The following is a 21,684-nucleotide window of genomic DNA, read 5'->3' as shown; positions in this document are numbered from 1 at the left end:
CTCGTGAGTTCAATGCATATATTCAGAATTGCCGATCGGATTGGGCTTGCGTTCCGGCCGCCGTTGCGAGCCATGCACGCCAGCCGCCGAATGCAGTGATGTCGCGTGCGCCGCTGCCTGGTGCGACCGCCGAGGGCTCGCTGATAAAGCCCTTGACGATGAGTCCATCGGCTGTCTGCACGCTGCCGATGCCGAGCGGCGCCGGCACGTGGGCAACGAATGCGCCGAAGCTCACGCGCGATATCCAGACTTCGGGGCGACAGGAGGCTTCGATCCGGGCGATTACCGTGTCGACGATGTCGCGAGGCGTCGTGCTTTTGGTGGCGTAGGATTCGAGCAGCGCTCGAACCTTGAAGAAGGCGTCGGGAAGCATGAGTTCAATCTTGAATACAAGTTTGAGCTCATGCTCGCAGCAACTGTGCCAGGCAGGGGAGGCTGGCAGGAAGTCCTTGCCCGGCAACGATTTTTACATTGGCGTAGACGCTGGTACTTGTCTACCCGTGATCCAGTGTGGGTCGCGATTGGTTTGGGTTGGTGCACGTGTCCCGCTCATCGTGCACCAACCAGAGGGAAGGGCGCGAGCGGTGGTTCGCTCGGCTATCGCCCCCTCGTTGGCACCCACCGGATCCTGACGCTCGCAGGACTGAGCGAGCGGTAGTTAAGGCACTCCTGGCCGAAGCGAGGAAGCCTGGCGAAGACCATTACCACCGGCTCGGAGAGGAACTGGACGGGCATGACGGCCCGCCGCCCCGCGAAGTTCACAAGTGGGTGTGTTTGGGCGGGCGATACGAAATCCATCTCGAAATAAGACCCGCATATGCCCAGCCCGTGCCACCATCTTCGTGCTCCGGGTTTGGGACACAAGGCAAGACCGCTGATCAACGGGCGTGACCAGCCGGTCACTTTCCAAAGCTGCACGATCGGGGCACAAAAAAGAAAACGCCCGTGTTATTCACACGGGCGTTTCCGTGGCCCCGCTACCGCGCCCCAATGAACGATTTCTCGTCCGCTTCTGCATCAGGGGCCGGCTTCCGCGCGGCTCTCTTCAAGTATAGGGCGCTTGGCGGGATATCCAAGTCGGCGAGACCAGATTTTTGCACGGAACGCGAGCGGATGATTCAGACGTTTGAGTACTCGCGCCGCCTCTGGACTCAACGCCGTCATTGAGCTTTCAGCCGTTCATGCCGTTCGGTACATGAAAGCGACAACCTTACTGTAAAGCCGGCTGGGTATTGCTGGTTGTTGGACATGTTAGCGCTTACATTAACGCGGAAAACAGCGACTGCGGCAACGAGACAATGACGTCATCAGGGAAACTCCCTAAACAATTCATCGGACCGGCGATCGCGCTCCGCTCGCCCGCAGGATCATGCTCACCACTTCTTCCGTCGTAGCCTCGAAGCGCTTCGTCGAGAGCGCGCGTTTGCCCGAGAGCGCGCATATTTGAGCCTCGAAATCGGCGTAGTGCTGCGTGGTCGCCCAGATCATGAAGAGGAGCGTCCGAGGGTCGACGGGCGCGAGCAACCCTTTGGCTATCCATCGCTCGATCAGCTTCACGCGTGTGTCCATCCAGGGCTTCACGCGTTCGAGCAGGATCTCTTGCATGTGCAGCGCCCCGCTGATTATTTCGTTGGCCCACACCTTCGATCCAAGTGGGCGGCGCCGTGACAGGGCCATCTTGGCGCGCACGTAGCCGCCAATCGCCTCGACCGGATCGTCGCTTGCATCGAACAGGTTGGCGGCGGCGTTCCATTCCTCGAACACATCGTCGAGTACACGCCAGTACAGCGCCAGCTTGGTCGGGAAGTAATAGTGCAGATTCGCCTTCGGTAAACCCGCGCGCTCGGCGATCAGCGCCGTGCTCGCGCCTTCGAAGCCGCGTTCGGCGAACACGGCTTCGGCACAGGCGAGTAGATGGGATTCATTCGACGCACGAATGGAGGCTTTGCGCCGCTGTGGCTTGTGCGATGTGTCGGCGGCTCGTTGCGCCTGCACGGTGCCGCGCGTCGCGAGGGGCGCGGCTCGCGTGGTGGGTTCGTCGTCGCGCATGTTCGGTCCATTCGGAAGAGAAAAGGAGCGCGGCGGCGCCGCGCGCATGCCGGAATCATTGTAGCCACGATGCAAGTGCGCCGCGAATTCACCGACATCAGGAGAAACGCGCAGCACGGACGCCTGGTTTTTTTCACGCACTGCAGCATCAATGGCACGCTTCTCGCTCGTAACTCCGCATTGAATTCGCGAAGTTTCTCGTCTAAAACCTGTCCAATCGGACAGGATTCGAAGGGCTGGGTTTCAGGGGCCGCGCAGTGCCATCGAGACGTGCACCGTCGTGGTCCTTCGCGCCCCAACACGGTGGCATGCATGCACGTTTGACAAGCACGAACAGGAGAACACGCATGAACGCAGTAAGCGAAGCCGCGCTGACGACCGCGATCCACGTGAACGGTCAGCGATTGTGGGACAGCCTGATGGAGATGGCCAGGATTGGCGCCACGCCCAAAGGCGGCGTGTGCCGTCTGGCGCTGACCGACCTCGACAAGCAGGGCCGCGATCTCATCGTGCAATGGGCGAAAGAGGCGCGCTGCACGATCAGTGTCGATCAGATGGGCAACGTGTTTATGCGCCGCGCGGGGCGCAACAACGACCTGCCGCCCGTGATGACCGGCTCGCACGCCGACTCGCAGCCAACCGGTGGGCGCTTCGACGGTATCTATGGGGTGCTCGGCGGCCTCGAAGTGATTCGCTCGCTCAACGATTACGGCATCGAAACCGAGCGCCCTATTGAAACGGTGATCTGGACCAACGAAGAAGGCTCGCGCTTCGCGCCGGCGATGGTCGCCTCGGGCGTATTTGCGGGTGTGTTTGCGCTCGAGTACGGACTCTCGCGCAAGGACGTCGACGGCAAGACCATCGGCGAGGAATTGCAGCGCATCGGCTACGCGGGCGCGTTGCCGTGCGGCGGCCGCAAGATTCACGCGGCGTTCGAACTGCACATCGAACAGGGGCCAATACTCGAGGCCGAAAACAGGACGATCGGCGTGGTCACCGACGCGCAAGGTCAGCGCTGGTACGAAGTCGTGCTCACAGGCCAGGAGGCGCACGCAGGGCCTACGCCCATGCCGCGCCGCCGCGACGCGCTGCTGGGCGCCTCGCGCGTCGTGCAGCTCGTCAACGAAATCGGCCTGCGTCATGCGCCGCTCGCGTGCGCGACGGTCGGCATGATGCAGGTGCATCCGAATTCGCGCAACGTGATTCCGGGCCGCGTGTTCTTCACCATCGATTTTCGCCATCCGCAGGACGAGGTGCTGGCGCAGATGAACGCCGAGCTGCGCGAAGGCATCGCGAAGATCGCGGAACAGGGCAAGCTCGAAGCCGACGTCGAGCAGATTTTCTACTACGCGCCCGTGCCGTTCGACGAGGCGTGCGTGAAGTCCGTGCGCGCGGCGGCCGAGCGCTTCGGCTATTCGAATCGCGACATCGTTTCGGGCGCTGGTCACGACGCGTGCTATCTCGCTACGGTCGCGCCGACCTCGATGGTGTTCGTACCGTGCATCGACGGCATCAGCCACAACGAAGTCGAGGACGCCACGATCGAATGGATCGAAGCCGGCGCGAACGTGTTGCTGCACGCCATGCTCGAACGCGCGAGCGAGCCCGGCTGACGCAATCTCGATCGAACGCAAGCGGTCTCAGCGCCGCGCTGTCTTTCCAACGATTCCCCACCTACCGGCCGCGCACGTCACGCACGCGGCCGGCGGACCCGTGTTTTGCCTCGCAAGGAGCATCCGGATGTCCCAGACCACCTCGAATGCCGCCAACGGCATCGCGCCAGGCCGTCTCAGTGCCGAGCAACTGGGCTGCAATTTCGCCGACGTCGCGCCGCCGCTTTCCGCGAATGCGGCCGTGATCGCCACCGACCGCTGTCATTACTGTTACGACGCGCCTTGCGTGAACGCGTGCCCCACGGGCATCGACATTCCCGGTTTCATTCGCAAGATCGGCAACGGCAATCTCAAGGGCGCGGCGCGCGATATCCTCAGCGCGAACCCGCTGGGCGGCATGTGCGCACGCGTGTGCCCGACCGAGATTCTCTGCGAAGGCGCCTGCGTGAGAAATCATCAGGATGGCGAGCCCGTTCAGATCGGCGCGCTGCAACGTCATGCCACGGACTTCCAGATGGCCCGCGAAGCCGCCGGTGCCCCTGCGCTCTTCAAGCGCGCCAGCGAGACAGGCCGTCATGTTGCCGTGGTCGGCGCGGGTCCCGCGGGTCTCGCCTGCGCGCACACGCTCGCGCTTGCCGGGCATCGCGTGAGCGTCTTCGACGCGCGCGAATATCCGGGCGGCCTGAACGAGTACGGCATAGCCGCGTACAAGACCGTCGACGACTACGCGCAGCGCGAAGTGCGGTGGCTTCTTTCCGTTGGCGGGATAGAACTGCGCCAAGGCCAGCGACTGGGGCATGACGTGATGCTTGCGGAGTTACGCGCGGCGTATGACGCGGTGTTCATCGGCGTGGGCCTTGGCGGCACGCATACGCTCTCCATCGAAGGCGAACTGCTCGACGGCGTGCTCGATGCCGTGGATTTCATCGCGCGCGTGCGCGAGGCCGACGATCTGGCCAGCGTGCCCGTCGGTCGCAAGGTGGTGGTGCTCGGAGGCGGCAATACGGCAATCGACGCCGCCGTGCAAAGCCGCAAGCTGGGCGCGGAGCAAGTGACGCTCGCCTATCGTCGCGGCGCGGCGCAGATGAGCGCCACCTGGGCCGAACTGGAATTCGCGCGTAGCCAGGGTGTGACGTTGGCCGAGTGGATGAAGCCGCTGCGATTCGTCGGCGACACGCAGGTGCGGGCCGTGGAATTCGAGCGCACCGGGCTCGATATGAGCGGCGCATTGCGCGGCACTGGGGAGATCGTGCGCGTGGAGGCCGATATGGTGCTGAAGGCAATTGGCCAAACGCTGTTACCCGAAGGCCTCGACGGGTTGCAACTCACCGAGGAAGGCGGGCGCGTCGCGGTGGATGCGAACGGCGCCACGTCCCTTGCGGGCGTTTTCGCAGGCGGCGACTGTGCCGGCCACGGCGCCACCGATCTGACCGTCCAGGCCGTGCAGGACGGCAAGCTTGCCGCGCATGCGATCGACCGCTTCCTTGCGAATCAGTCCGCCAGGGCCGCCCGAGCCGCGTGATAGCTACACCGAATCCAGATAAAACGAAGGAGTCGCATCATGGCCGACTTGCGCTGCACGATTGCCGGCATTCAATCGCCCAACCCGTTCTGGCTCGCTTCCGCGCCGCCCACCGACAAGGCCTACAACGTCAATCGCGCCTTCGAGGCGGGTTGGGGCGGCGTGGTCTGGAAGACGCTCGGGCTCGACCCGCACGTGGTGAACGTAAGCTCGCGCTATGGCGCCACCACCTGGCGCGGCCAGCGCATGGCGGGTCTGAACAACATCGAGCTCATCACCGACCGGCCGCTCGACGTGAACCTAAAGGAAATCGCGCAGGTGAAGCGGGACTGGCCCGACCGGGCGCTCATCGTCTCGCTGATGGTCCCTTGCAACGAGCACGACTGGAAGTGGATTCTGCCTCAGGTGGAAGACACTGGCGCGGACGCTGTGGAGCTGAATTTCGGCTGTCCGCACGGCATGAGCGAGCGCGGCATGGGCGCGGCGGTGGGTCAGGTGCCCGAGTACATCGAAATGGTCACGCGCTGGGTGAAGGAAGGCACGCGCTTGCCTTGCCTCGTGAAACTCACACCGAACGTCACCGACATTCGTCACGGCGCGCGCGCGGCGATGAAGGGTGGTGCGGACGGCGTCTCGCTCATCAATACCATCAACTCGATCGTCGGTGTCGATCTCGACGTCATGGCGCCGCTGCCCACCGTGGACGGCAAGGGCACGCATGGCGGCTATTGCGGTCCTGCCGCGAAGCCCGTTGCACTGCACATGGTCGCGGAGATTGCGCGCGACCCGCAAACGCAAGGCTTGCCCATCTCTGGCATCGGGGGCATTTCCGACTGGCGCGACGCCGCGGAATTCATCGTGCTGGGAGCGGGCAGCGTGCAAGTATGCACCGCGGCGATGCACTACGGTTTCCGGATCGTCAGCGACATGATCGACGGCCTTTCCAACTGGATGGACGACAAAGGGTACGCGAGCCTCGACGCGATTCGCGGCCGCGCCGTGCCGAACGTCACCGACTGGCAATACCTGAACCTCAGCTACGACATCAAGGCGCGTATCGATCAGGACCGCTGCATCGAGTGCGGGCTCTGCCATATCGCCTGCGAAGACACCTCGCATCAGGCGATCACCGCCACGCGCGACGGCAAGCGCCACTTCGAGGTGGTCGATGCGAACTGCGTCGGGTGCAATCTATGCATGCATGTTTGCCCGGTCGATCAATGCATCACGATGGAGCGTGTCGATTCGGGCGAGCGCTACGAGAACTGGACCACGCACCCGAACAACCCGGCGCGTGTCGCCGACCCGAAAGCCGCCTGACATTTCGAAGCCGGATCGAGCCGGACCCACGACAAGCACGGAGAACCCACCTCATGAGCCAGCCCTTTGCAGTTGACGCCAATGCGCGCCGCGCCGAAAGCGAGCTATACAACGATGATCTCGCGCCCACCGGCGTTGCGCAGCGCACATGGCGCTGGTATCACTTCGCGGCACTTTGGGTAGGCATGGTGATGAACATCGCCTCCTACATGCTCGCCGCCGGCCTCACCGAGCAGGGCATGGCGCCATGGCAGGCCGTGCTAACCGTGCTGCTCGGCAATCTGATCGTGCTCATGCCGATGCTGCTGATCGGTCATGCGGGTACGAAGTACGGCATTCCTTATGCGGTGCTCGTGCGAGCGTCGTTCGGCACCCAGGGCGCCAAGCTGCCAGCCATGCTGCGCGCCGTCGTGGCGTGCGGCTGGTACGGCATTCAATCATGGCTTGGCGGCAGCGCCATCTACACGCTCGTCAACATCCTCACGCACAACGCGCTGGTGGGCGACGCACTGCCGTGGCTCGGCATTTCGATCGGACAGGCTAGCTGTTTCCTCGTCTTCTGGGTGTTCCAGCTGTACTTCATCCTGCACGGCACCGATTCGATCCGCTGGCTCGAAAGCTGGTCCGCGCCCATCAAGGTGGTGATGTGCGCAGTGCTCGTGTGGTGGGCATGTTCGAAGGCAGGCGGCGTGGGCTCGATGCTGTCGCAACCGTCACAGTTCGCCGCCGGCGGCAAGAAGGCGGGCCTCTTCTGGGCGACGTTCTGGCCGAGCCTCACGGCCATGGTGGGCTTCTGGGCCACGCTCGCGCTCAACATTCCCGACTTCACGCGTTTCGCAAAAACGCAAAAAGACCAGTTCGTGGGCCAGGCCATCGGCCTGCCCATTCCGATGGCGTTGCTCTCGGTGGTCTCCGTGGTCGTGACCTCGGCAACGGTTGTGATTTACGGAAGGGCGATCTGGGACCCGATCGACCTCACGAGTCGCATGGAGGGCGTCGGTGTGGGCATCGCGCTCATCATCCTCACACTGGACACGATGTGCTGCAATCTCGCCGCGAATCTCGTCGGGCCAGCTTACGACTTCTCGAGCCTCTGGCCCAAGGGCATCTCGTACAAGACGGGCGGTCTCATCACCGCGGGTATCGCCATCGTGATGATGCCGTGGAAGATCCTTGCCACCACCCAGGGCTACATCTTCACGTGGCTCGTCGGTTATTCGGCGCTGCTTGGGCCTGTGGCCGGTATCCTGATGGTCGACTACTTTCTCGTTCGCAGCACACGCCTCGACACGGCCCAGCTGTTCGAGGAAAACGGCGAATACGCCTACTCGAACGGCTGGAATCCGGCTGCCGTGATCGCGCTGATCGCAGGCGTGCTGCCGAACCTGCCGGGCTTTCTCAATGTCGCGTTCCCGAATGCGTTTGCCGCCGTGCCCGATGCGTTCAAAAGCATTTACACCTATGCGTGGTTCGTGGGGCTCGCCATTGCGGCGCTCGTCTATGGCGTGATGATGAAGCTCGGCAAGAGCCGGCGCCCACGTGTTGCGAGCGCGTGAGCGTTTCAAGCGTGAATGTTCAACTGAAGGAGACTTGGCATCATGGCGATCCTGATTCGAGGCGGCACCGTCGTCAATGCAGACAAGAGCTGGCGTGCGGACGTGCTCTGCGAAAACGGCGTGATCCAGAGCGTTGGCGAGAACCTCGACGCGCCTGCGGGCGCGACCGTGGTCGACGCCGGTGGCCAATATGTGATGCCTGGCGGCATCGATCCGCACACGCATATGGAGCTGCCCTTCATGGGCACGACCGCCAGCGACGACTTCTACACGGGCACGGCGGCGGGGCTTGCGGGCGGCACGACATCGATCATCGACTTCGTCATCCCTAACCCGAAGCAACCGCTGATGGACGCCTTTCGCGAGTGGCGCGGCTGGGCAGAGAAAGCCGCTTCCGACTATGGCTTTCACGTGGCGGTGACGTGGTGGGATGAAAGCGTGTATCGGGACATGGGGCTCCTCGTGAACGAGCATGGCGTATCGAGCTTCAAGCACTTCATGGCCTACAAGAACGCCATCATGGCCGACGACGAGATTCTCGTGAACAGCTTTGCGCGCTCACTCGAACTGGGCGCGCTGCCTACCGTGCATGCGGAAAACGGCGAGCTCGTATTCCAGTTGCAACGCCAGTTGCTTGCGCGCGGTTTCACGGGGCCCGAGGCGCATCCGCTTTCACGGCCACCCGAAGTCGAAGGCGAGGCAGCGAATCGCGCTATCCGCATCGCGCAGGTGCTCGGCGTGCCGGTGTACATCGTGCATGTCTCGGCGAAAGACGCGCTCGAGGCGATCGCGCGCGCACGCGGCGAAGGGCAGCGCGTATTCGGCGAAGTGCTCGCGGGGCATCTCGTGATCGATGAGTCGGTCTATCGCGACCCGGACTGGACGCGCGCCGCCGCCCACGTGATGAGTCCGCCGTTCCGTACCCAGGAGCATCGCGACGCGCTCTGGCGCGGGCTTCAGGGCGGCCTGCTGCACACCACCGCAACCGACCACTGCGTGTTCTGCGCTTCGCAGAAAGCCATGGGCCGCCATGATTTCACGAGAATTCCGAATGGTTGCGGCGGCGTGGAAGATCGCATGGCGGTGTTGTGGGATCAAGGTGTGAACACCGGCCGGCTCACGCCGAACGAATTTGTGCGCGTCACCTCCACCAATGCGGCGCAAATCTTCAACCTGTACCCGCGCAAGGGCACGGTGGCCGTGGGTGCCGACGCCGATCTCGTCGTCTGGGATCCCGAGGCCACGCGCGCGATATCGGTCAAGACGCATCATCAGAACGTGGACTTCAACGTGTTCGAAGGGATGACGGTTCGCGGCGTGCCGACACACACCGTCTCACAAGGCGAACTCGTGTGGGCGGACGGCGACCTGCGCGCGCGGCGCGGAGCCGGGCGTTATCTGAAGCGGCCCGCGAATCCCGGCTATCTGCAGGCCTCGCGCCTCGCGAAAAGCCTGAAGCAGACGCAGCCGGTGCATCGGGAAGGTGACGCACCACAATAAACACGGCAACGCGTGGAGGGTATTGTCAAGTTGGCGCCGGGGTCGACGAATATAATGGGGCATGAAGAAAGCTTCCGTTTCCGTTTTGCTGTCGGCCGAGGCGCCGATTTCGTTCAAGGGCTATCGATTTCCGCCGGACATCATCAGCTACGCGGTGTGGCTGTACTACCGGTTCCCGCTCAGCCTGCGCATGGTTGAGGAGATGCTGGCGGCACGGGGAATCGAGCTTACGTACGAAACGGTGCGGTGCTGGGCGACGAAGTTCGGTCTGGCGGTCGCGAAGCGTATTCGTTCGACAGCGCCGGGTCGCGGCGACAAGTGGCACCTGGATGAGGGTGTGTCACGAACACAAGCGAAAGCTTGTGGTGCTGTACTGAAGATGGGAGTTGGCCTCCCGGAGTCGGCTTGCAGGAGCAGGCTCCAAACCGCCCGGTGCTGCTGCGTTCAAAAGGCGTGGTGGTGAGCGACCGCGGAAAAGTCATCCATCAGGGTGGCAGGTACGTGTTGAGAAGATGAGCGAAAGCAAACCGTTCGATGACGCGTCGTTAAGGTGTTAAAGCGCTGTCAAAACTGGAGCCGCTTCGTCGCTCCAGGATCAGTCAGGACGAGACCTGCTTACGGACCTGATGGCAGTCGGCGTAAAGGTGGCATGAGCTCAACACAGGCTTCAGTACGGAACGTGAGAACCTTGTTGCGGATGCAAAGGGAAATGACAAATGGCAGACACCATAAGGAAGAATACCGATGCCGCAACGAGGGGCGGAGCTGCCCGTAGTAGTGCTGAAGCCCTTGTAATGAGGGTGGAGCGAAGGGGTGGCGTTATCCGGTTGACGAAGGTCACCAACCTGCATGGTGGGGATGAGTGACATGACCTCAACGAAACCGTATTGCATTGCGAAGCGCACGGTGTGGGAAGCGTATCAGCTGGTGAGGGCCAACCGGGGTGCTGCAGGCGTGGACGATGAAACGATCGCCATGTTCGAGCAGCACCTGTCGGGCAATCTGTACAAGTTGTGGAACCGGATGTCGTCGGCTCGTATTTCCCGCCACCGGTGAAGCAGGTTGAGATACCGAAAGCCAAGGGTGGTACCAGAAAGCTGGGCGTGCCCACCGTGTCAGATCGAGTGGCCCAGACGGTTGTCAAGCTCATGATCGAGCCGATACTTGAGCCGATATTCCATGAAGATTCTTATGGGTACCGGCCTGGGAGATCGGCGAAACAGGCGGTTGCGGTAACGCGTGAGCGCTGCTGGAAATACGACTGGGTTGTTGAGTTTGACATCAAGGCGGCATTCGATCAGATTGATCATGGCCTCCTGCTCAAGGCGGTGCGTAGGCACATCAAGGTGGACTGGATCCTGCTGTATATCGAGCGGTGGCTGACTGCGCCGTTCGAGACTGCGGCCGGAGCGAGACTGCCACGGGTGCGCGGTACACCCCAGGGCGGAGTGGTCAGCCCGATGCTGATGAATCTGTTCATGCACTATGCGCTTGACACATGGATGCAGCGACACCTCCCGCAATGTCCCTTTGCGCGTTATGCCGATGATGCGGTGGTCCACTGCCGCAGTGAGGCGCAGGCGCAGGAGGTCATGCATGCCATTGCCTCGCGGCTGGCGGAATGCGGGTTGGAGATGCATCCCGAAAAGTCAGGCATCGTGTATTGCAGGGACCGAAGCCGTACTCAAGCCTACCCGAATGTGACCTTCACATTTCTGGGTTTCCTGTTTCGTTCGCGAAGGGTGATGACCAGGTCTGGGCAGCTCTCAACGAGCTTTCTGCCCGGCGTGAGTCGTGATGCCCTGAAACGGATGAGACAGACAGTGCGGGGGTGGCGGCTACCTCGTCAGACGTTCAGGTCACTGGTCGAACTGGCCGATCAATGCAATCCCACGATACGTGGTTGGTGGAACTATTACGGGGCTTTCTATCGGACGGCCATGCAGGGGCTCGGTCGGTATCTGGACCGCAAGCTCGCACGCTGGGCCCGGTGCAAGTACAAAACACTACGACGGCATAAGCGGCGTAGCGACGAGTGGTTGCACAAGATGAGGAAGGCGTACCCGCGACAGTTTGTGCACTGGCAGTTTCTGGGGGTAAAGGTTGGATAACGGGAGCCGTGTAAATCGAGAGGTTTACGCACGGTTCTGCGAGAGGCTCGGGGTGAAATCCCCCGGGCCTACTTACCTGGTCGTGACGATCCACGGCAGGAAGCATTGGCTGTGGCGGGCTGTCGATCAACACGGCGCAGTGCTCGATGTGCTGGTGCAGAGCCGCCGCGACAAGGCGGCGGCCAAACGGCTGATCCCCCAAGGGGACTTCCTTCGGGGCGTGCGCAAGCTGCTCAGGCGCCACGGCTGCCCACGCGTGATCGTCACGGACAAGCTGCGCAGCTACGCGGCGGCGAACAACGAACTGGGCCTGAACGTCGAGCATCGGCAACACAAAGGACTGAACAACCGGGCGGAGAATTCCCACCAGCCCACACGCGTGCGCCAGAAGGTGATGCGCCGCTTCAAGTCGGCGCGCCATCTACAACGATTCACGTCGGTCCATGCTCAGGTAAGCAACCTGTTCATGCACTGCCGCTACAACGCGAACGCGCAACAGAAACGGCAGGCCCGCAAGCATGCGTTCAAGGCGTGGGAAACGGTAACGGGCAATCCGATGCTGGATCGCGTTGCCGCATAAATTGGTGATCCTTATGTTGAGTGATGTCGCCTGCGCGCCCTTCAACAAGTTGACAATACCGCTCGCCGAACTAGGCATCAAGAGGTGCCGACCTAGTCCATCGTAGCATACGGATAAGTATAGAAATTTTACTATTCAAAGCATGCGCGGTGAACAGTACATTAACCGAACTGACCACGATGACTGGATTGCGCCAGCGGGGTGCGTAACGTTTGGGCCTTTTGTCGGCTCCAGCAATCATGATTTTCCTTTTTGCACCCTGCGTGCTCGATGTGTGGCGACGGCTACTAGCCGCTTCGGCCGACACCTGTATGGCTCCCGCATAGGTTAAATGTTCTGGGACCAATATGCGATGTCAAAAAAAGTCGCGGCCGCGCAACTTCTGCGGTTGCACAGACCCCTGCATTTCATGCTGTATTTGTGGCACGCGGCTAAGCGATTCCTGCGGTGTGCCGAGAGCGAGCGAGACGCACCGTTCTCCGGGCATTGTCATCCGGAGTAGAAGAAGCGCGGCGTCACGCTTAACTTCGTAGAGCGCATCCGGTGCAGCGCGTGTGTACTGACACATCAGCTACCAACTTGACGCCTTCGGCGCGCCACAAAGCGAATGGCGCGCGTTACTCAGTTTTTCGCTTATAGGGAAGAAGTATGGAATTCAATCTGGAGCGATTCGAACACTTGGCTTATTCTCGTCAGGTGGAGTTGGCAGCGCGTGAACTCTTCGTTCTTCTGCATAATCTCGACGCCAACTACGGTGTCTTGCAAAACTTTAGGGCCGATTCGCTCAAAGCGATGCAAATCGACCCCGATACTGTCGACCTCCACGTCCTGACTCGAGTAGCCGGCGCAATCTCAGCGCTGATTTCCGATCCGCATTTCACTTTTTCCGATTCCGGATTCAAGCAGGTTACGCGACTGCTCTGGGTCGGACAAGAGCGCACGAAAGAGAGTTTCGCGAAGTTCTTTGCCATGATCGGAAAGCCGCTATGTGAGAAGGTCGAATTCGTGTGCTCGGACATGTGGCAACCCTACCTGGAGATGACCGCGCGTCATTGCCCGAACGCTCTGAATATCCTCGACCGCTTTCACATCGTCGCCAGGATGAACAAGGCCATCGACGAAGTTCGTGCCGACGAGGCCCGGCGCATGACTCGCGACGGCTACGAGCCGGTGCTCAAGAAATCCCGCTGGTGCCTGCTCAAGCGGCGCGAGAATCTCACCGGCATCCACCCACACTTTTTACTGACCAACCAAGAAAAAAGCTTGTCTGCGGATACCACCACGAATCGGGTTGCCGCTTGAAATAGATATATAAAACGATGTCAGCCTGCGCCAACGATTCAAACCGGACCAGGCCGGACTTGCACCGCTCACGCAGCAGATCTGCCTGAACCGACTGCCTCCCCAACTTTAGACGACTGTTTCGCATTTGGAGCGACTTCAATTCGCCGTCGAACGAGTTTGACGCAACCATCGATCGATTCCCAAAGCCTCGGTTCCGTCCCACATAAAAATCCGTTGCGATCAGGCTGCGCGCCTGCTCGAACCGTTCCGCGTCGATGAAGATTGCCAACGTGTGCAGGAAGAGTTCGTACGATATAAAGACAAAATTGTCGAAGTCCGTATCCGTCCACTGCATCACGGTCGGTGGCGGTGCGTAGTATGCGAGGAGTTCTTCAAAGAACCGATGGATCTTTCGAAGATTCTCATCGCTTGGCTGATACCGGGCAACCGCCTGGATGACTTCGAGCAGTTCGTCCCGGACCGGCAGGAAGGCCTCTAAGGATGTCACCACCTGATCGTCAAACTCCATACCGGTTTGTTTGACGATACGTAGTCCCTCAAAGTCGGCCGCGGCGCTCGAAAGGTAATCCTCAAGCGCGGAAGAGGCGACCGCCTTTCCCTCGCGCAACGCCTCCAGAGCCCGCTTCATTCGCCGAGCGGTTGCATACCCTAAGAGCCGTTGTTTCGGACAGAAAAGCCGGCTTTTTCCCCCGAGGTGGTTTCACATAGAGTGGCTGGTCATACACCCATCGAATCAGTCGTTCGTATTCCTCTTCAAAACGCCCGGGCTCTGACAGATCGACATAGATTCGTCCCTTGAAGTACGCGGGAACAACGGCATTATGGCTTCACGGTGCCTCCACATTGCTCGACGGCTCGTGCCACCGCTGCGTCTCCCACGCGCTGGCGCAACCATTCAAGTACCTGCCGGTCCCTCTCCGTGTAGATCCTGATCTGGTGCTCCATGATGGCTTCCCTCGGATACTGTATTTTTATACAGTATCGACAAAGTCGGTGCCTTGCAAGAGCAAGATTGGGCCGACACATGGGCGATCAACACCGCCCATGCGAATAATGCAAATTTGCATTACAATGGCGATATCTGATGGAGTCGATATGAGCACGCTAACTGTCACATCCCGCGGCCAGGTGACGTTCCGGAAGGAAGTTCTCCAGCATCTGGGTATCCAGCCGGGAGAGAGGATTGAGGTAGATCTGCTGCCTGACGGCCGGGCCGAGCTCAGGGCCGCGCGGGCCGGTGGGTCCTTTCACCAGTTGCGGGGCGTCCTGAGGGGGAAGACAAGCGGTGCGAGATTGACCATCGAGGAGATTGACGAGGCAATCGCCAAAGCCGGCGCGAAGGCGGGGGCGGGTAAGGCATGAAGATAGCCGTTGATACGAACGTCCTTTTGCGTGCCATCGTCGCCGATGATGAAGAGCAGGCAGACAAGGCCACTGCGCTACTGGACACGGCCGACATGGTGGCGGTGAGCCTGCAGACATTGAGCGAGTTGGTCTGGGTCCTGCGTAGCGCATACAAGGTAGCGAAGCCTGATATCGCAGTAGCGATCCGCGCGCTGCTGGATACGCGTAATGTTGTCGCTAACCGGCCAGCCGCCGAAGCGGGCCTTGCCTTGCTTGAGGCGGGTGGCGATTTTGCCGATGGCATCATTGCCTGGGATGGCCGATTTCTCGGCGGGGAAAGGTTCATCTCTTTCGACAGGAAGGCCGTGTCCCTCCTGACGAAGCAGGGCCACTCCGCCACACTGTTGTAATGGCAAGGCCGCCGACCTCCTTTGTACAGCAGTCGCCACAAACTACCCGTTTCGCGCTGGCTTTCCCGCGGCGTAGTCAAGCCCGTCGCGAAGTGCGCGCGTTGTAATCGTGTCGTTGGTCCTCGCCCATGTTTCGGGGTTCGCCCGCTCATGGGGAGGCGCTAGGGCCTTGATGGCTGCTGTAGTCGCCGCACTGTATCGCGAGTCGAAGGCGTCCTGGCAGGAGCTGCTACTGGAGCTGAAGGCGCGCGGCTTGCAGGCCGGTCCGCTGCTGGCAGTCGGCGATGGGGCGATGGGCTTCTGGGCTGCGCTGGAAGAAGTGTTTCCTGCGACACGCGGCCAGCGCTGCTGGTTCCACAAGATGGGCAACGTGCTCAACGCGCTGCCGAAGTCGCAACAGGGACGCGCGAAGGCAGACCTGCAGGCGATCTGGATGGCCGCTACGCGTGCGGACGCGTACGCTGCGTTCGATCGTTTCGTAACGGTCTACGCGGCGAAATATCCGAAGGCGACCGAAACTCTGAAGAAGGACCGTGAGAGCCTGCTGGCGTTTTACGACTTCCCGGCCGAGCACTGGCAGCATTTGCGCACCACGAATGCGATCGAATCGACGTTCGCGACCGTGCGTCACCGCACTACGCGGACGCGCAACTGCGTGTCGTGACCAACCTTCCTCGGCCTGGCATTCAAGCTGATCGAGGAAGCCGAGAAAACCTGGCGCCGCATTAACGGCCCCGAACAGATCAAGCTGTTGCTGGAGGGTATTGCCTCCAGGGACGGCGAACCGGTGCAAGACGATCAACCGGGTCAGCAGAAACTCGCCGCTTGACGTCGCCGGCTATCAACGGCCCATACACCAGACTTGACGTTATCTCCATAGAACGGGTTAGATAGGCGTATCCTATCTAACCCTTCTATGAAAAGCTGCCATAGCTGTTCGGCGACTCCCTCATGCGTGAGCTTCTGCTCACGGCCCGACCGGTTTGTCATCATCCCCTTCAGGTACATCGACTGTTCATCGGTTTCGACGCTTAAGATTTCGTTGAAACTGTTGTCCTGAGGGTTACCGTTTCCGGAATAGCCGATCTGACCTCGTGATCCGTAGGAGTGCGTGATCCGAATGTAGCAGCCCGCCACCCGTTTGCCATCTCGATAGATGGTTCCGGTAAATCCCGTCTCCGACGTGCGACGGAACCGGCCTTCATATCCGGGGTTACGCGGAGCTAACTCCTCCAGCGAATTCTCAAAAAAAACGGCAATGTAGCCGAAGGCCTCCATGAGAAAGTTGTCGCGGTCAATATCGCGGAACTCTCGCGGTAAGGACAGCGAGCCGGATCGCGGGCGCGGCGGCGCGACAGTAGCTACCTGATCAGACGACTGCCGTACAGGAGAGCTGGAAACAGGTCGCGTTGTGCCTCCGTTCTTCGCGGCGAGCAACTTGCGTAGCGACTGAACGATATCGACGAACGCATCGCCAAGGGTTGGCCATTTGACTACCGGCTTGGCATCTTTTGGTAGTGCCTTGAGTCCGCCAAGCAACGATGATGTCCAGTCACAAGGACGTACGATTATCGGCACAACGATCGCTGAACCTGCTTGATGACGCTCCATGGCACGCTGCATCTCGATGCCATAGCAGTAATCCGAGTTCATGAAGTCTGAACTGACCACGAGCATGATCAGATCGGCCGCGTCAAGTTCAGCGCTAATGTGCGCCTCGATCTCCCCCCTGGAGGAATCCGGTGGTCGCTCCAGATGTCCACCACCGGCGGTTGTCAACGTACTTGTCGCGTCACCTCATGCGCACTGCTTTAGTTCTTCCGGTTGCATGCGCTCCGGATTGAGCCAGACTTCATCCTTCAATTTCCAGTTGCGCGTCGATCGGGACCAACGCCGTGGATTGCGCTGCCTGGCCTCCGCATAAACGATCTCACGTTGCGCAAGAACTGCATTCGCCACGCCGTTATGACACTGGGCCGGCGTGACGAATTTCAGGCCGCTGTGTTTGTGCTCATGGTTGTACCAGCGCACGAACTGCTGCGTCCAGGCCCGCGCCTCGTCAACGCTGCCGAACGGCTTGCGCGGGTATCGGGCCGATACTTGCAGGTCCGGAACAGCGACTCTGCGTACGGGTTGTCGTTACTCACGCGTGGTCGGCTAAACGAGGCCACGACCCCCAGGTTCTCCAGGGTGGCAAGCATCGTCGCACCTTTCATCGGGCTGCCATTATCCGAGTGCAGCACCAGGGGACGTCCTGCCAGGCCCTCTGCCAGACTGGCACGCCGCATCAGCAACGCGGCCAGTTCTGCCGATTCGGCCTCATGCACTTCGTGACCGACAATCTTGCGGCTGAACACGTCCAGCATCATGTACCAGTAGTAATACTGTCCTTTGACCGCCGCAGGTACCCAGGTGATGTCCCACGACCAGACCTGATTGGGCGCCGTCGCGCAATGACTGGTCACTACCCGGGTCGAGGGCTTGCGCGCACGACCACGATGGTGCTGCTGCGAGGCGCTGCGCAGCACGCGGTAAAAGCTCGATTCCGATGCGACATACACGCCGCGATCGGCCAGCCTCGGCACGATCTGGCTGGGCGGCAGACTGGCAAACTCCGCACTATTGGCTACCTCAAGAATCTGTTGCCGTTCAGCCTCACTCAACTGGTTGCCCGGCGGCGGCCGTTCGGTCGTGGTACGACCATCAGCACGTACCGTGTCACCGTCACCGACCCAGCGCTGAAACGTGCGCAGGCTCACGCCCAACTCGTCGCAAGCCTTCTCCAGCCGGCAGCCTGACTGCGCCGCCTCGCGTATCAACGATATACATAACAGGCGATCCGGGACGTTGATCAATCGTCCTCTTTGTCTCCCCAGATCGCCTGGACTTTTTTTCTCAGAATCAGCAGCGCCGCCGCTTCCGCTAGCGCCTTCTCCTTGCGCTGCAATTCCTTCTCGAGCTGCCGGATGCGCTGCTTGTCGTCTTTCGACTGGTGGCGCTGCTCGCGTGCCTGCTCGGTGGCATTCGCGTTGGCTGCCTGGCAGGCCGCTCGCCACGCCGCGATCTGTTCGGGATAGAGTCCTTTGCGCCGGCAGTACTCGGCCAGCTCCGCTGCGTTGAGCGGGGCGGCTTCCAGCACTACTGCAAACTTGTCTTCCGAAGACCATCCCTCGGGATTCTTCCCATCGCCCGGCACGGCCAGCCCTTGTCCTTTCGCCTGTCGGCGCCACGTGTACAACGTCTGTTCGGTAATCCCCGTTTCTCTGGCCAGCGCTGAGACCAACGCGTTTTCCGGCGGCATCATGCGACGCACCAGCGCTTCTTTTCTTTCTGCTGAGTAGGCTTTCATTCACCCTGATTTTACCGCCCCCGGACCATGTCTATAAGATTCAGATAACACGACAAGTAGTCTGACGCCGGGGGCAGACGCGATCAAAACCTTGGTGGACAATTATTTGGCGCGAAATTATCAAAACCCGCTGGTTGAATCGGAAACTGAAGGTGTCCGTTTCGATTTCCTGAAGTGTCTGGACCTGTATCACAGTAAGGAATTGGACGCACAGGTCAAGCGTTTGGTCATTAACCCCAGGCGCACTTACCGGCAAGATAATCCGTTGCCAGCAAAGCCGAAGTAGTTATGAGCACGTCCAGCGTCGAAGCGCTGACCGGTGCTCGGGCACGGATCGCCTTGGCAATCGTTGAGGGGTTGATATGAACCCTTGGACGTGGAGCCGCAGCACTGGATACTTGATGGCAGCGGCAATCCACCCCCCTCACTTCGGCTTGAACCGCCCCGTCTTCTGCGTCGCCTCGGGATACTGTCGCGTCTCGCACACCGACAGCGGATGCCACAATTTCGCGCCGCCCTCGATCCCCGCGTCGTTCGATACGGTCGCCACGTTCGCCGGCAGCGAAAACTTGATGCGCGCCGCGTTGCCGCCGCCGATCCACAGCTTGTCGTAATTGACCAGTGACTCGAGAATGCCGATCACCTTCTCGACACGCCGGCTCCAGCGCTTGTTGCCGATCTGCTCGCGCGCGGCCTCGCCGATGTATTCGTCGTACGCCACGCCCTTCTTGCTGACCGGATGATGCGCGAGCTCCAGATGCGGCATCAGTTCGCCATCGCGAAACATCGCGGTGCCGGCGCCGGTGCCGAGCGTCAGCACGAATTCGAGGCCGTGGCCTTCGATCGCCGCGAAGCCTTGCATTTCGGCGTCGTTGATCATCCGCACCGGCAGTCCGCCCAGGCGCTGCGCGAGCGAATCCGCGAGCGCAATGTCGTGCCATCCTTCGATGCCGAAGTGCGGCGCGGTCAGAATGCGGTTGTTGCGCACGACACCCGGAAACCCGATCGAGATACGGACGGGCCGCACCTGCTCGATGAGCGGAGCCACGAGTTGCGCGAGCGCGTCCACCAGTTGATCCGGCGTGCACGGATGCGGCGTCGCAACGCGCACGCGCTCGGTTTTCATCTGCCCGTCGGCGTCGATGATCGCGGCCTTCAGGCCGGTGCCGCCGACATCGATCGCGAGGATGTGCTCGCTGCCGCTTGTCGGCGCATTCCGTTTCATTGCGTTCTTGTTGCGTGTTGCCACGATGTCTCCCGATTGTGTTGAGGCGGTTGTGACGCGGGTCTGCGGGTTGGTTCAAAGTTGCCGCTACGACTTGCCGCCGGGCGCTTTCTGCTGCAACGGGCGCCACGCGTGGCCATCGCGCGCGAGCAGCGCGTCGGCTTCGGCCGGCCCGTCGCTGCCGGCCGCATAGCCGCGCACGGCAACCGCGCCGCCACTCCTCGGATGCAGCACGTCGTCGACCGCGCACCAGCTCGTCTCGATGCTGTCGGCGCGCTGAAACAACGTCGCGTCGCCAAACATGCAGTCGTACAGCAGCGTCTCGTAGCCGACGTTCGCGCTTTCCGCAAAGAAGTCGCCATAGTTGAACGACGACTGTACCGGACCGACCTGCATCACCGGCCCCGGCACCTTCACGTTGAAATCGAAGCTCGAGCCGTGCTCGGGATCGATGCGAATGGTCAGCACGTTCGGCGTCAATGCGTTGACCGGCGTATCGCGGAACAGGCGGAACGGCACCGGCTTCAGCTGCACCGAAACCTCGGTGCGGCGCACCGCGAGCCGCTTGCCGGTACGCAGATAGAACGGCACGCCGGCCCAGCGCCAGTTCTCGACGAACACGCGCGCCGCCGCGTAGGTTTCCGTCGTGCTGCCGGGCGCGACGTCGGGCTCCTCGCGATAGCCCACGCCGGCTGGCCCTTTTTCGTACTGGCCGAAGACGACGTCGGCGGACGTCAGCGGCTGGATTGCGTCGAACAGCTCGGCCTTCTTGTTTCGCACGGCTTCGGCCTCGAACGAATTCGGCGGCTCCATCGCGACGATGCCGAGCAGCTGGAACAGGTGGTTCGGCACCATGTCGCGAAACGCGCCGGTCTGCTCGTAGAACCTGCCGCGCCCCTCGACGCCGATCGTTTCCGCCGCCGTGATCTGCACGCAATCGATGTACTCGCGCCGCCAGATCGGCTCGAACATCGCATTCGCGAAGCGCACCGCGAGGATGCTCTGCACGGTGTCCTTGCCGAGAAAATGATCGATGCGGTACACCTGCGACTCCCGCGCATACGACAGGATGTGCGCGTTCAGATCGCGCGCCGATGCGAGATCGGTGCCGAACGGCTTCTCGATCACGAGACGCCGAAAGCCGCCGTTCGCGCCGTCGCCTTCCTTCAGCAGGCCGGCTTTGCCGAGCCGGTCGGTGATCGGTTTGAAAAAACGCGCGCCGACCGCGAGGTAGAAGATCGCGTTACCGCCTTTCGACTGATCGAGCTTCTGCTTCAGCTTCGCGAACGTATCGTCGGATTCGAACTCGCCCGCCATGTATTCGAGGCGCTGCGCGACCCAGTTCCACGCGTTGTCGTCGAGCTTGCCGGCGTGAAAGGTGCTGGCCTTGTCGGCGGCGAACTTCTGCAGCGAGGTATGCAGTTCGTCGCACCATTCGCGCGTTTCGCGCTCGCCGTGATTGACGCCGATGATCTTCATGCTGTCGTCGAGCAGGCCATCGACCGCGAGGTTGTAGAGCGCCGGCATCAACAGACGTTTGGTCAGATCGCCGCCTGCGCCGAAGATCACGAGCGTGCACGGCGGCGCGGGCTTCTTGCCGGCCGGCGACGACAAGGCGTCGTACCGGTCCGCGCTGAGCTTGCAGCTCAGGGCGGGCGTTGCGTTGGGTTGATCGGGAGAAGCGGAAGGGTTCGGTGTGGTCGACATGGGATTCACTTGGACCTCGGTAAGCCAATAGAACGAACGCGGCAATACATGAAAGACCACGGGCGCTGCCGCACAGTTCAATCGCGTTCGCGC

The 21,684-nt window shown here is 61.3% G+C and carries 17 protein-coding genes and 5 pseudogenes; 14 read left to right on the top strand and 8 right to left on the bottom strand.

Annotated elements, in window-relative coordinates; translation table 11 throughout:
* Positions 1–22 precede the first annotated feature (22 nt).
* Positions 23–460 carry an allophanate hydrolase-related protein gene (locus HWY30_RS42875; protein ID WP_425199351.1) on the bottom strand — a complete coding sequence of 146 codons (438 nt, stop codon included), beginning with the start codon at positions 458–460 and terminating at the stop codon, positions 23–25.
* Positions 461–1,329: 869 nt separating this feature from the next.
* Positions 1,330–2,049 carry a TetR/AcrR family transcriptional regulator gene (locus HWY30_RS02755; protein ID WP_090811902.1) on the bottom strand — a complete coding sequence of 240 codons (720 nt, stop codon included), beginning with the start codon at positions 2,047–2,049 and terminating at the stop codon, positions 1,330–1,332.
* 347 nt (positions 2,050–2,396) lie between these two features.
* Between HWY30_RS02755 and HWY30_RS02750 the strand changes: the two genes are divergently transcribed.
* The 10 genes and pseudogenes from HWY30_RS02750 to HWY30_RS42865 form a co-directional block, all read left to right on the top strand.
* Positions 2,397–3,662, top strand: a complete 1,266-nt coding sequence (locus tag HWY30_RS02750) for a Zn-dependent hydrolase (protein WP_090811222.1) — start codon at positions 2,397–2,399, stop codon at positions 3,660–3,662.
* A 127-nt stretch (positions 3,663–3,789) separates the two neighbouring features.
* Positions 3,790–5,184, top strand: a complete 1,395-nt coding sequence (locus HWY30_RS02745) for an NAD(P)-dependent oxidoreductase (RefSeq protein WP_090811225.1) — start codon at positions 3,790–3,792, stop codon at positions 5,182–5,184.
* Between the two features lie 39 nt (positions 5,185–5,223).
* A complete protein-coding gene (gene preA, locus HWY30_RS02740; protein WP_090811227.1) occupies positions 5,224–6,504 on the top strand; it encodes an NAD-dependent dihydropyrimidine dehydrogenase subunit PreA in 1,281 nt (426 codons plus the stop codon).
* Positions 6,505–6,557: 53 nt separating this feature from the next.
* Entirely contained in the window at positions 6,558–8,060 is a 1,503-nt protein-coding gene (locus tag HWY30_RS02735) for an NCS1 family nucleobase:cation symporter-1 (RefSeq protein ID WP_090811229.1), read from the top strand.
* Positions 8,061–8,102: 42 nt separating this feature from the next.
* Positions 8,103–9,560 carry a dihydropyrimidinase gene (hydA, locus tag HWY30_RS02730; protein WP_090811231.1) on the top strand — a complete coding sequence of 486 codons (1,458 nt, stop codon included), beginning with the start codon at positions 8,103–8,105 and terminating at the stop codon, positions 9,558–9,560.
* An 85-nt stretch (positions 9,561–9,645) separates the two neighbouring features.
* Positions 9,646–9,900 (top strand): annotated as a pseudogene (locus HWY30_RS02725) (IS6 family transposase); the annotation flags it as partial.
* A 527-nt stretch (positions 9,901–10,427) separates the two neighbouring features.
* Entirely contained in the window at positions 10,428–10,616 is a 189-nt protein-coding gene (locus HWY30_RS41395) for a hypothetical protein (protein ID WP_244144752.1), read from the top strand.
* Positions 10,574–11,671 carry a group II intron reverse transcriptase/maturase gene (gene ltrA / locus HWY30_RS02720; protein ID WP_341809922.1) on the top strand — a complete coding sequence of 366 codons (1,098 nt, stop codon included), beginning with the start codon at positions 10,574–10,576 and terminating at the stop codon, positions 11,669–11,671. Before HWY30_RS41395 ends, ltrA begins: the two co-directional genes overlap by 43 nt.
* 76 nt (positions 11,672–11,747) lie before the next feature.
* A pseudogene (locus HWY30_RS02715) lies at positions 11,748–12,251 on the top strand (IS6 family transposase); the annotation flags it as partial.
* Between the two features lie 909 nt (positions 12,252–13,160).
* Positions 13,161–13,475, top strand: a pseudogene (locus HWY30_RS42865) (transposase); the annotation flags it as partial.
* Here the strand turns inward: HWY30_RS42865 and HWY30_RS02705 are convergent.
* Both HWY30_RS02705 and HWY30_RS43295 read right to left on the bottom strand, forming a co-directional pair.
* A complete protein-coding gene (locus tag HWY30_RS02705; protein ID WP_143037299.1) occupies positions 13,468–14,184 on the bottom strand; it encodes a hypothetical protein in 717 nt (238 codons plus the stop codon). The pseudogene HWY30_RS42865 and the gene HWY30_RS02705 overlap by 8 nt on opposite strands.
* Before the next feature lie 191 nt (positions 14,185–14,375).
* Positions 14,376–14,501 carry a CppA family protein gene (locus HWY30_RS43295; protein ID WP_482052118.1) on the bottom strand — a complete coding sequence of 42 codons (126 nt, stop codon included), beginning with the start codon at positions 14,499–14,501 and terminating at the stop codon, positions 14,376–14,378.
* Positions 14,502–14,651: 150 nt separating this feature from the next.
* Here HWY30_RS43295 and HWY30_RS02700 point away from each other — a divergent pair, with 150 nt between their 5' ends.
* The 3 genes and pseudogenes from HWY30_RS02700 (at position 14,652) to HWY30_RS02690 (ending at position 16,139) form a co-directional block, all read left to right on the top strand.
* On the top strand, positions 14,652–14,918 hold the full coding sequence (locus HWY30_RS02700) for an AbrB/MazE/SpoVT family DNA-binding domain-containing protein (RefSeq protein WP_090811904.1): 267 nt from the start codon (positions 14,652–14,654) through the stop codon (positions 14,916–14,918).
* A complete protein-coding gene (locus tag HWY30_RS02695; protein ID WP_090811233.1) occupies positions 14,915–15,310 on the top strand; it encodes a type II toxin-antitoxin system VapC family toxin in 396 nt (131 codons plus the stop codon). Before HWY30_RS02700 ends, HWY30_RS02695 begins: the two co-directional genes overlap by 4 nt.
* A 109-nt stretch (positions 15,311–15,419) precedes the next feature.
* Positions 15,420–16,139: pseudogene (locus HWY30_RS02690) on the top strand (IS256 family transposase).
* Here HWY30_RS02690 and HWY30_RS02685 read toward each other — a convergent pair.
* Entirely contained in the window at positions 16,118–17,089 is a 972-nt protein-coding gene (locus HWY30_RS02685; RefSeq protein WP_090811235.1) for a TIR domain-containing protein, read from the bottom strand. The pseudogene HWY30_RS02690 and the gene HWY30_RS02685 overlap by 22 nt on opposite strands.
* Before the next feature lie 18 nt (positions 17,090–17,107).
* Positions 17,108–18,659 (bottom strand): annotated as a pseudogene (locus HWY30_RS02680) (IS3 family transposase).
* Positions 18,660–18,720: 61 nt separating this feature from the next.
* Here HWY30_RS02680 and HWY30_RS02675 point away from each other — a divergent pair.
* Complete coding sequence (locus HWY30_RS02675; protein WP_425199352.1) at positions 18,721–18,945, top strand: T6SS amidase immunity protein Tai4 family protein; 225 nt, start codon at positions 18,721–18,723, stop codon at positions 18,943–18,945.
* Positions 18,946–19,083: 138 nt separating this feature from the next.
* Here the strand turns inward: HWY30_RS02675 and HWY30_RS02670 are convergent, their stop codons facing one another.
* Both HWY30_RS02670 and zwf read right to left on the bottom strand, forming a co-directional pair.
* Positions 19,084–19,884, bottom strand: coding sequence for an ROK family protein (locus HWY30_RS02670; protein WP_090807956.1), 801 nt, complete (start codon positions 19,882–19,884; stop codon positions 19,084–19,086).
* Between the two features lie 87 nt (positions 19,885–19,971).
* Positions 19,972–21,591: a glucose-6-phosphate dehydrogenase gene (gene zwf, locus HWY30_RS02665; protein ID WP_090810314.1), complete on the bottom strand. Its 1,620-nt coding sequence runs from the start codon at positions 21,589–21,591 to the stop codon at positions 19,972–19,974.
* Between the last annotated feature and the right edge of the window lie 93 nt (positions 21,592–21,684).

This window comes from Paraburkholderia tuberum STM678, from assembly GCF_902833905.1.
Taxonomy (GTDB): Bacteria; Pseudomonadota; Gammaproteobacteria; order Burkholderiales; family Burkholderiaceae; genus Paraburkholderia; species Paraburkholderia tuberum.
Note: the sequence above shows the minus strand (reverse complement) of the source record. Positions and strands in the feature narration are given on the sequence as shown.

Coding starts and splice junctions, on each gene's coding strand:
- HWY30_RS02755 (WP_090811902.1), bottom strand. CDS start 2,049: ATGCGCGACGACGAACCCACCACGCGAGCCGCGCCCCTCGCGACGCGC.
- HWY30_RS02750 (WP_090811222.1), top strand. CDS start 2,397: ATGAACGCAGTAAGCGAAGCCGCGCTGACGACCGCGATCCACGTGAAC.
- HWY30_RS02745 (WP_090811225.1), top strand. CDS start 3,790: ATGTCCCAGACCACCTCGAATGCCGCCAACGGCATCGCGCCAGGCCGT.
- preA (WP_090811227.1), top strand. CDS start 5,224: ATGGCCGACTTGCGCTGCACGATTGCCGGCATTCAATCGCCCAACCCG.
- HWY30_RS02735 (WP_090811229.1), top strand. CDS start 6,558: ATGAGCCAGCCCTTTGCAGTTGACGCCAATGCGCGCCGCGCCGAAAGC.
- hydA (WP_090811231.1), top strand. CDS start 8,103: ATGGCGATCCTGATTCGAGGCGGCACCGTCGTCAATGCAGACAAGAGC.
- HWY30_RS41395 (WP_244144752.1), top strand. CDS start 10,428: ATGACCTCAACGAAACCGTATTGCATTGCGAAGCGCACGGTGTGGGAA.
- HWY30_RS02705 (WP_143037299.1), bottom strand. CDS start 14,184: ATGAAGCGGGCTCTGGAGGCGTTGCGCGAGGGAAAGGCGGTCGCCTCT.
- HWY30_RS43295 (WP_482052118.1), bottom strand. CDS start 14,501: ATGGAGCACCAGATCAGGATCTACACGGAGAGGGACCGGCAGGTACTT.
- HWY30_RS02700 (WP_090811904.1), top strand. CDS start 14,652: ATGAGCACGCTAACTGTCACATCCCGCGGCCAGGTGACGTTCCGGAAG.
- HWY30_RS02695 (WP_090811233.1), top strand. CDS start 14,915: ATGAAGATAGCCGTTGATACGAACGTCCTTTTGCGTGCCATCGTCGCC.
- HWY30_RS02670 (WP_090807956.1), bottom strand. CDS start 19,884: ATGAAACGGAATGCGCCGACAAGCGGCAGCGAGCACATCCTCGCGATC.
- zwf (WP_090810314.1), bottom strand. CDS start 21,591: ATGTCGACCACACCGAACCCTTCCGCTTCTCCCGATCAACCCAACGCA.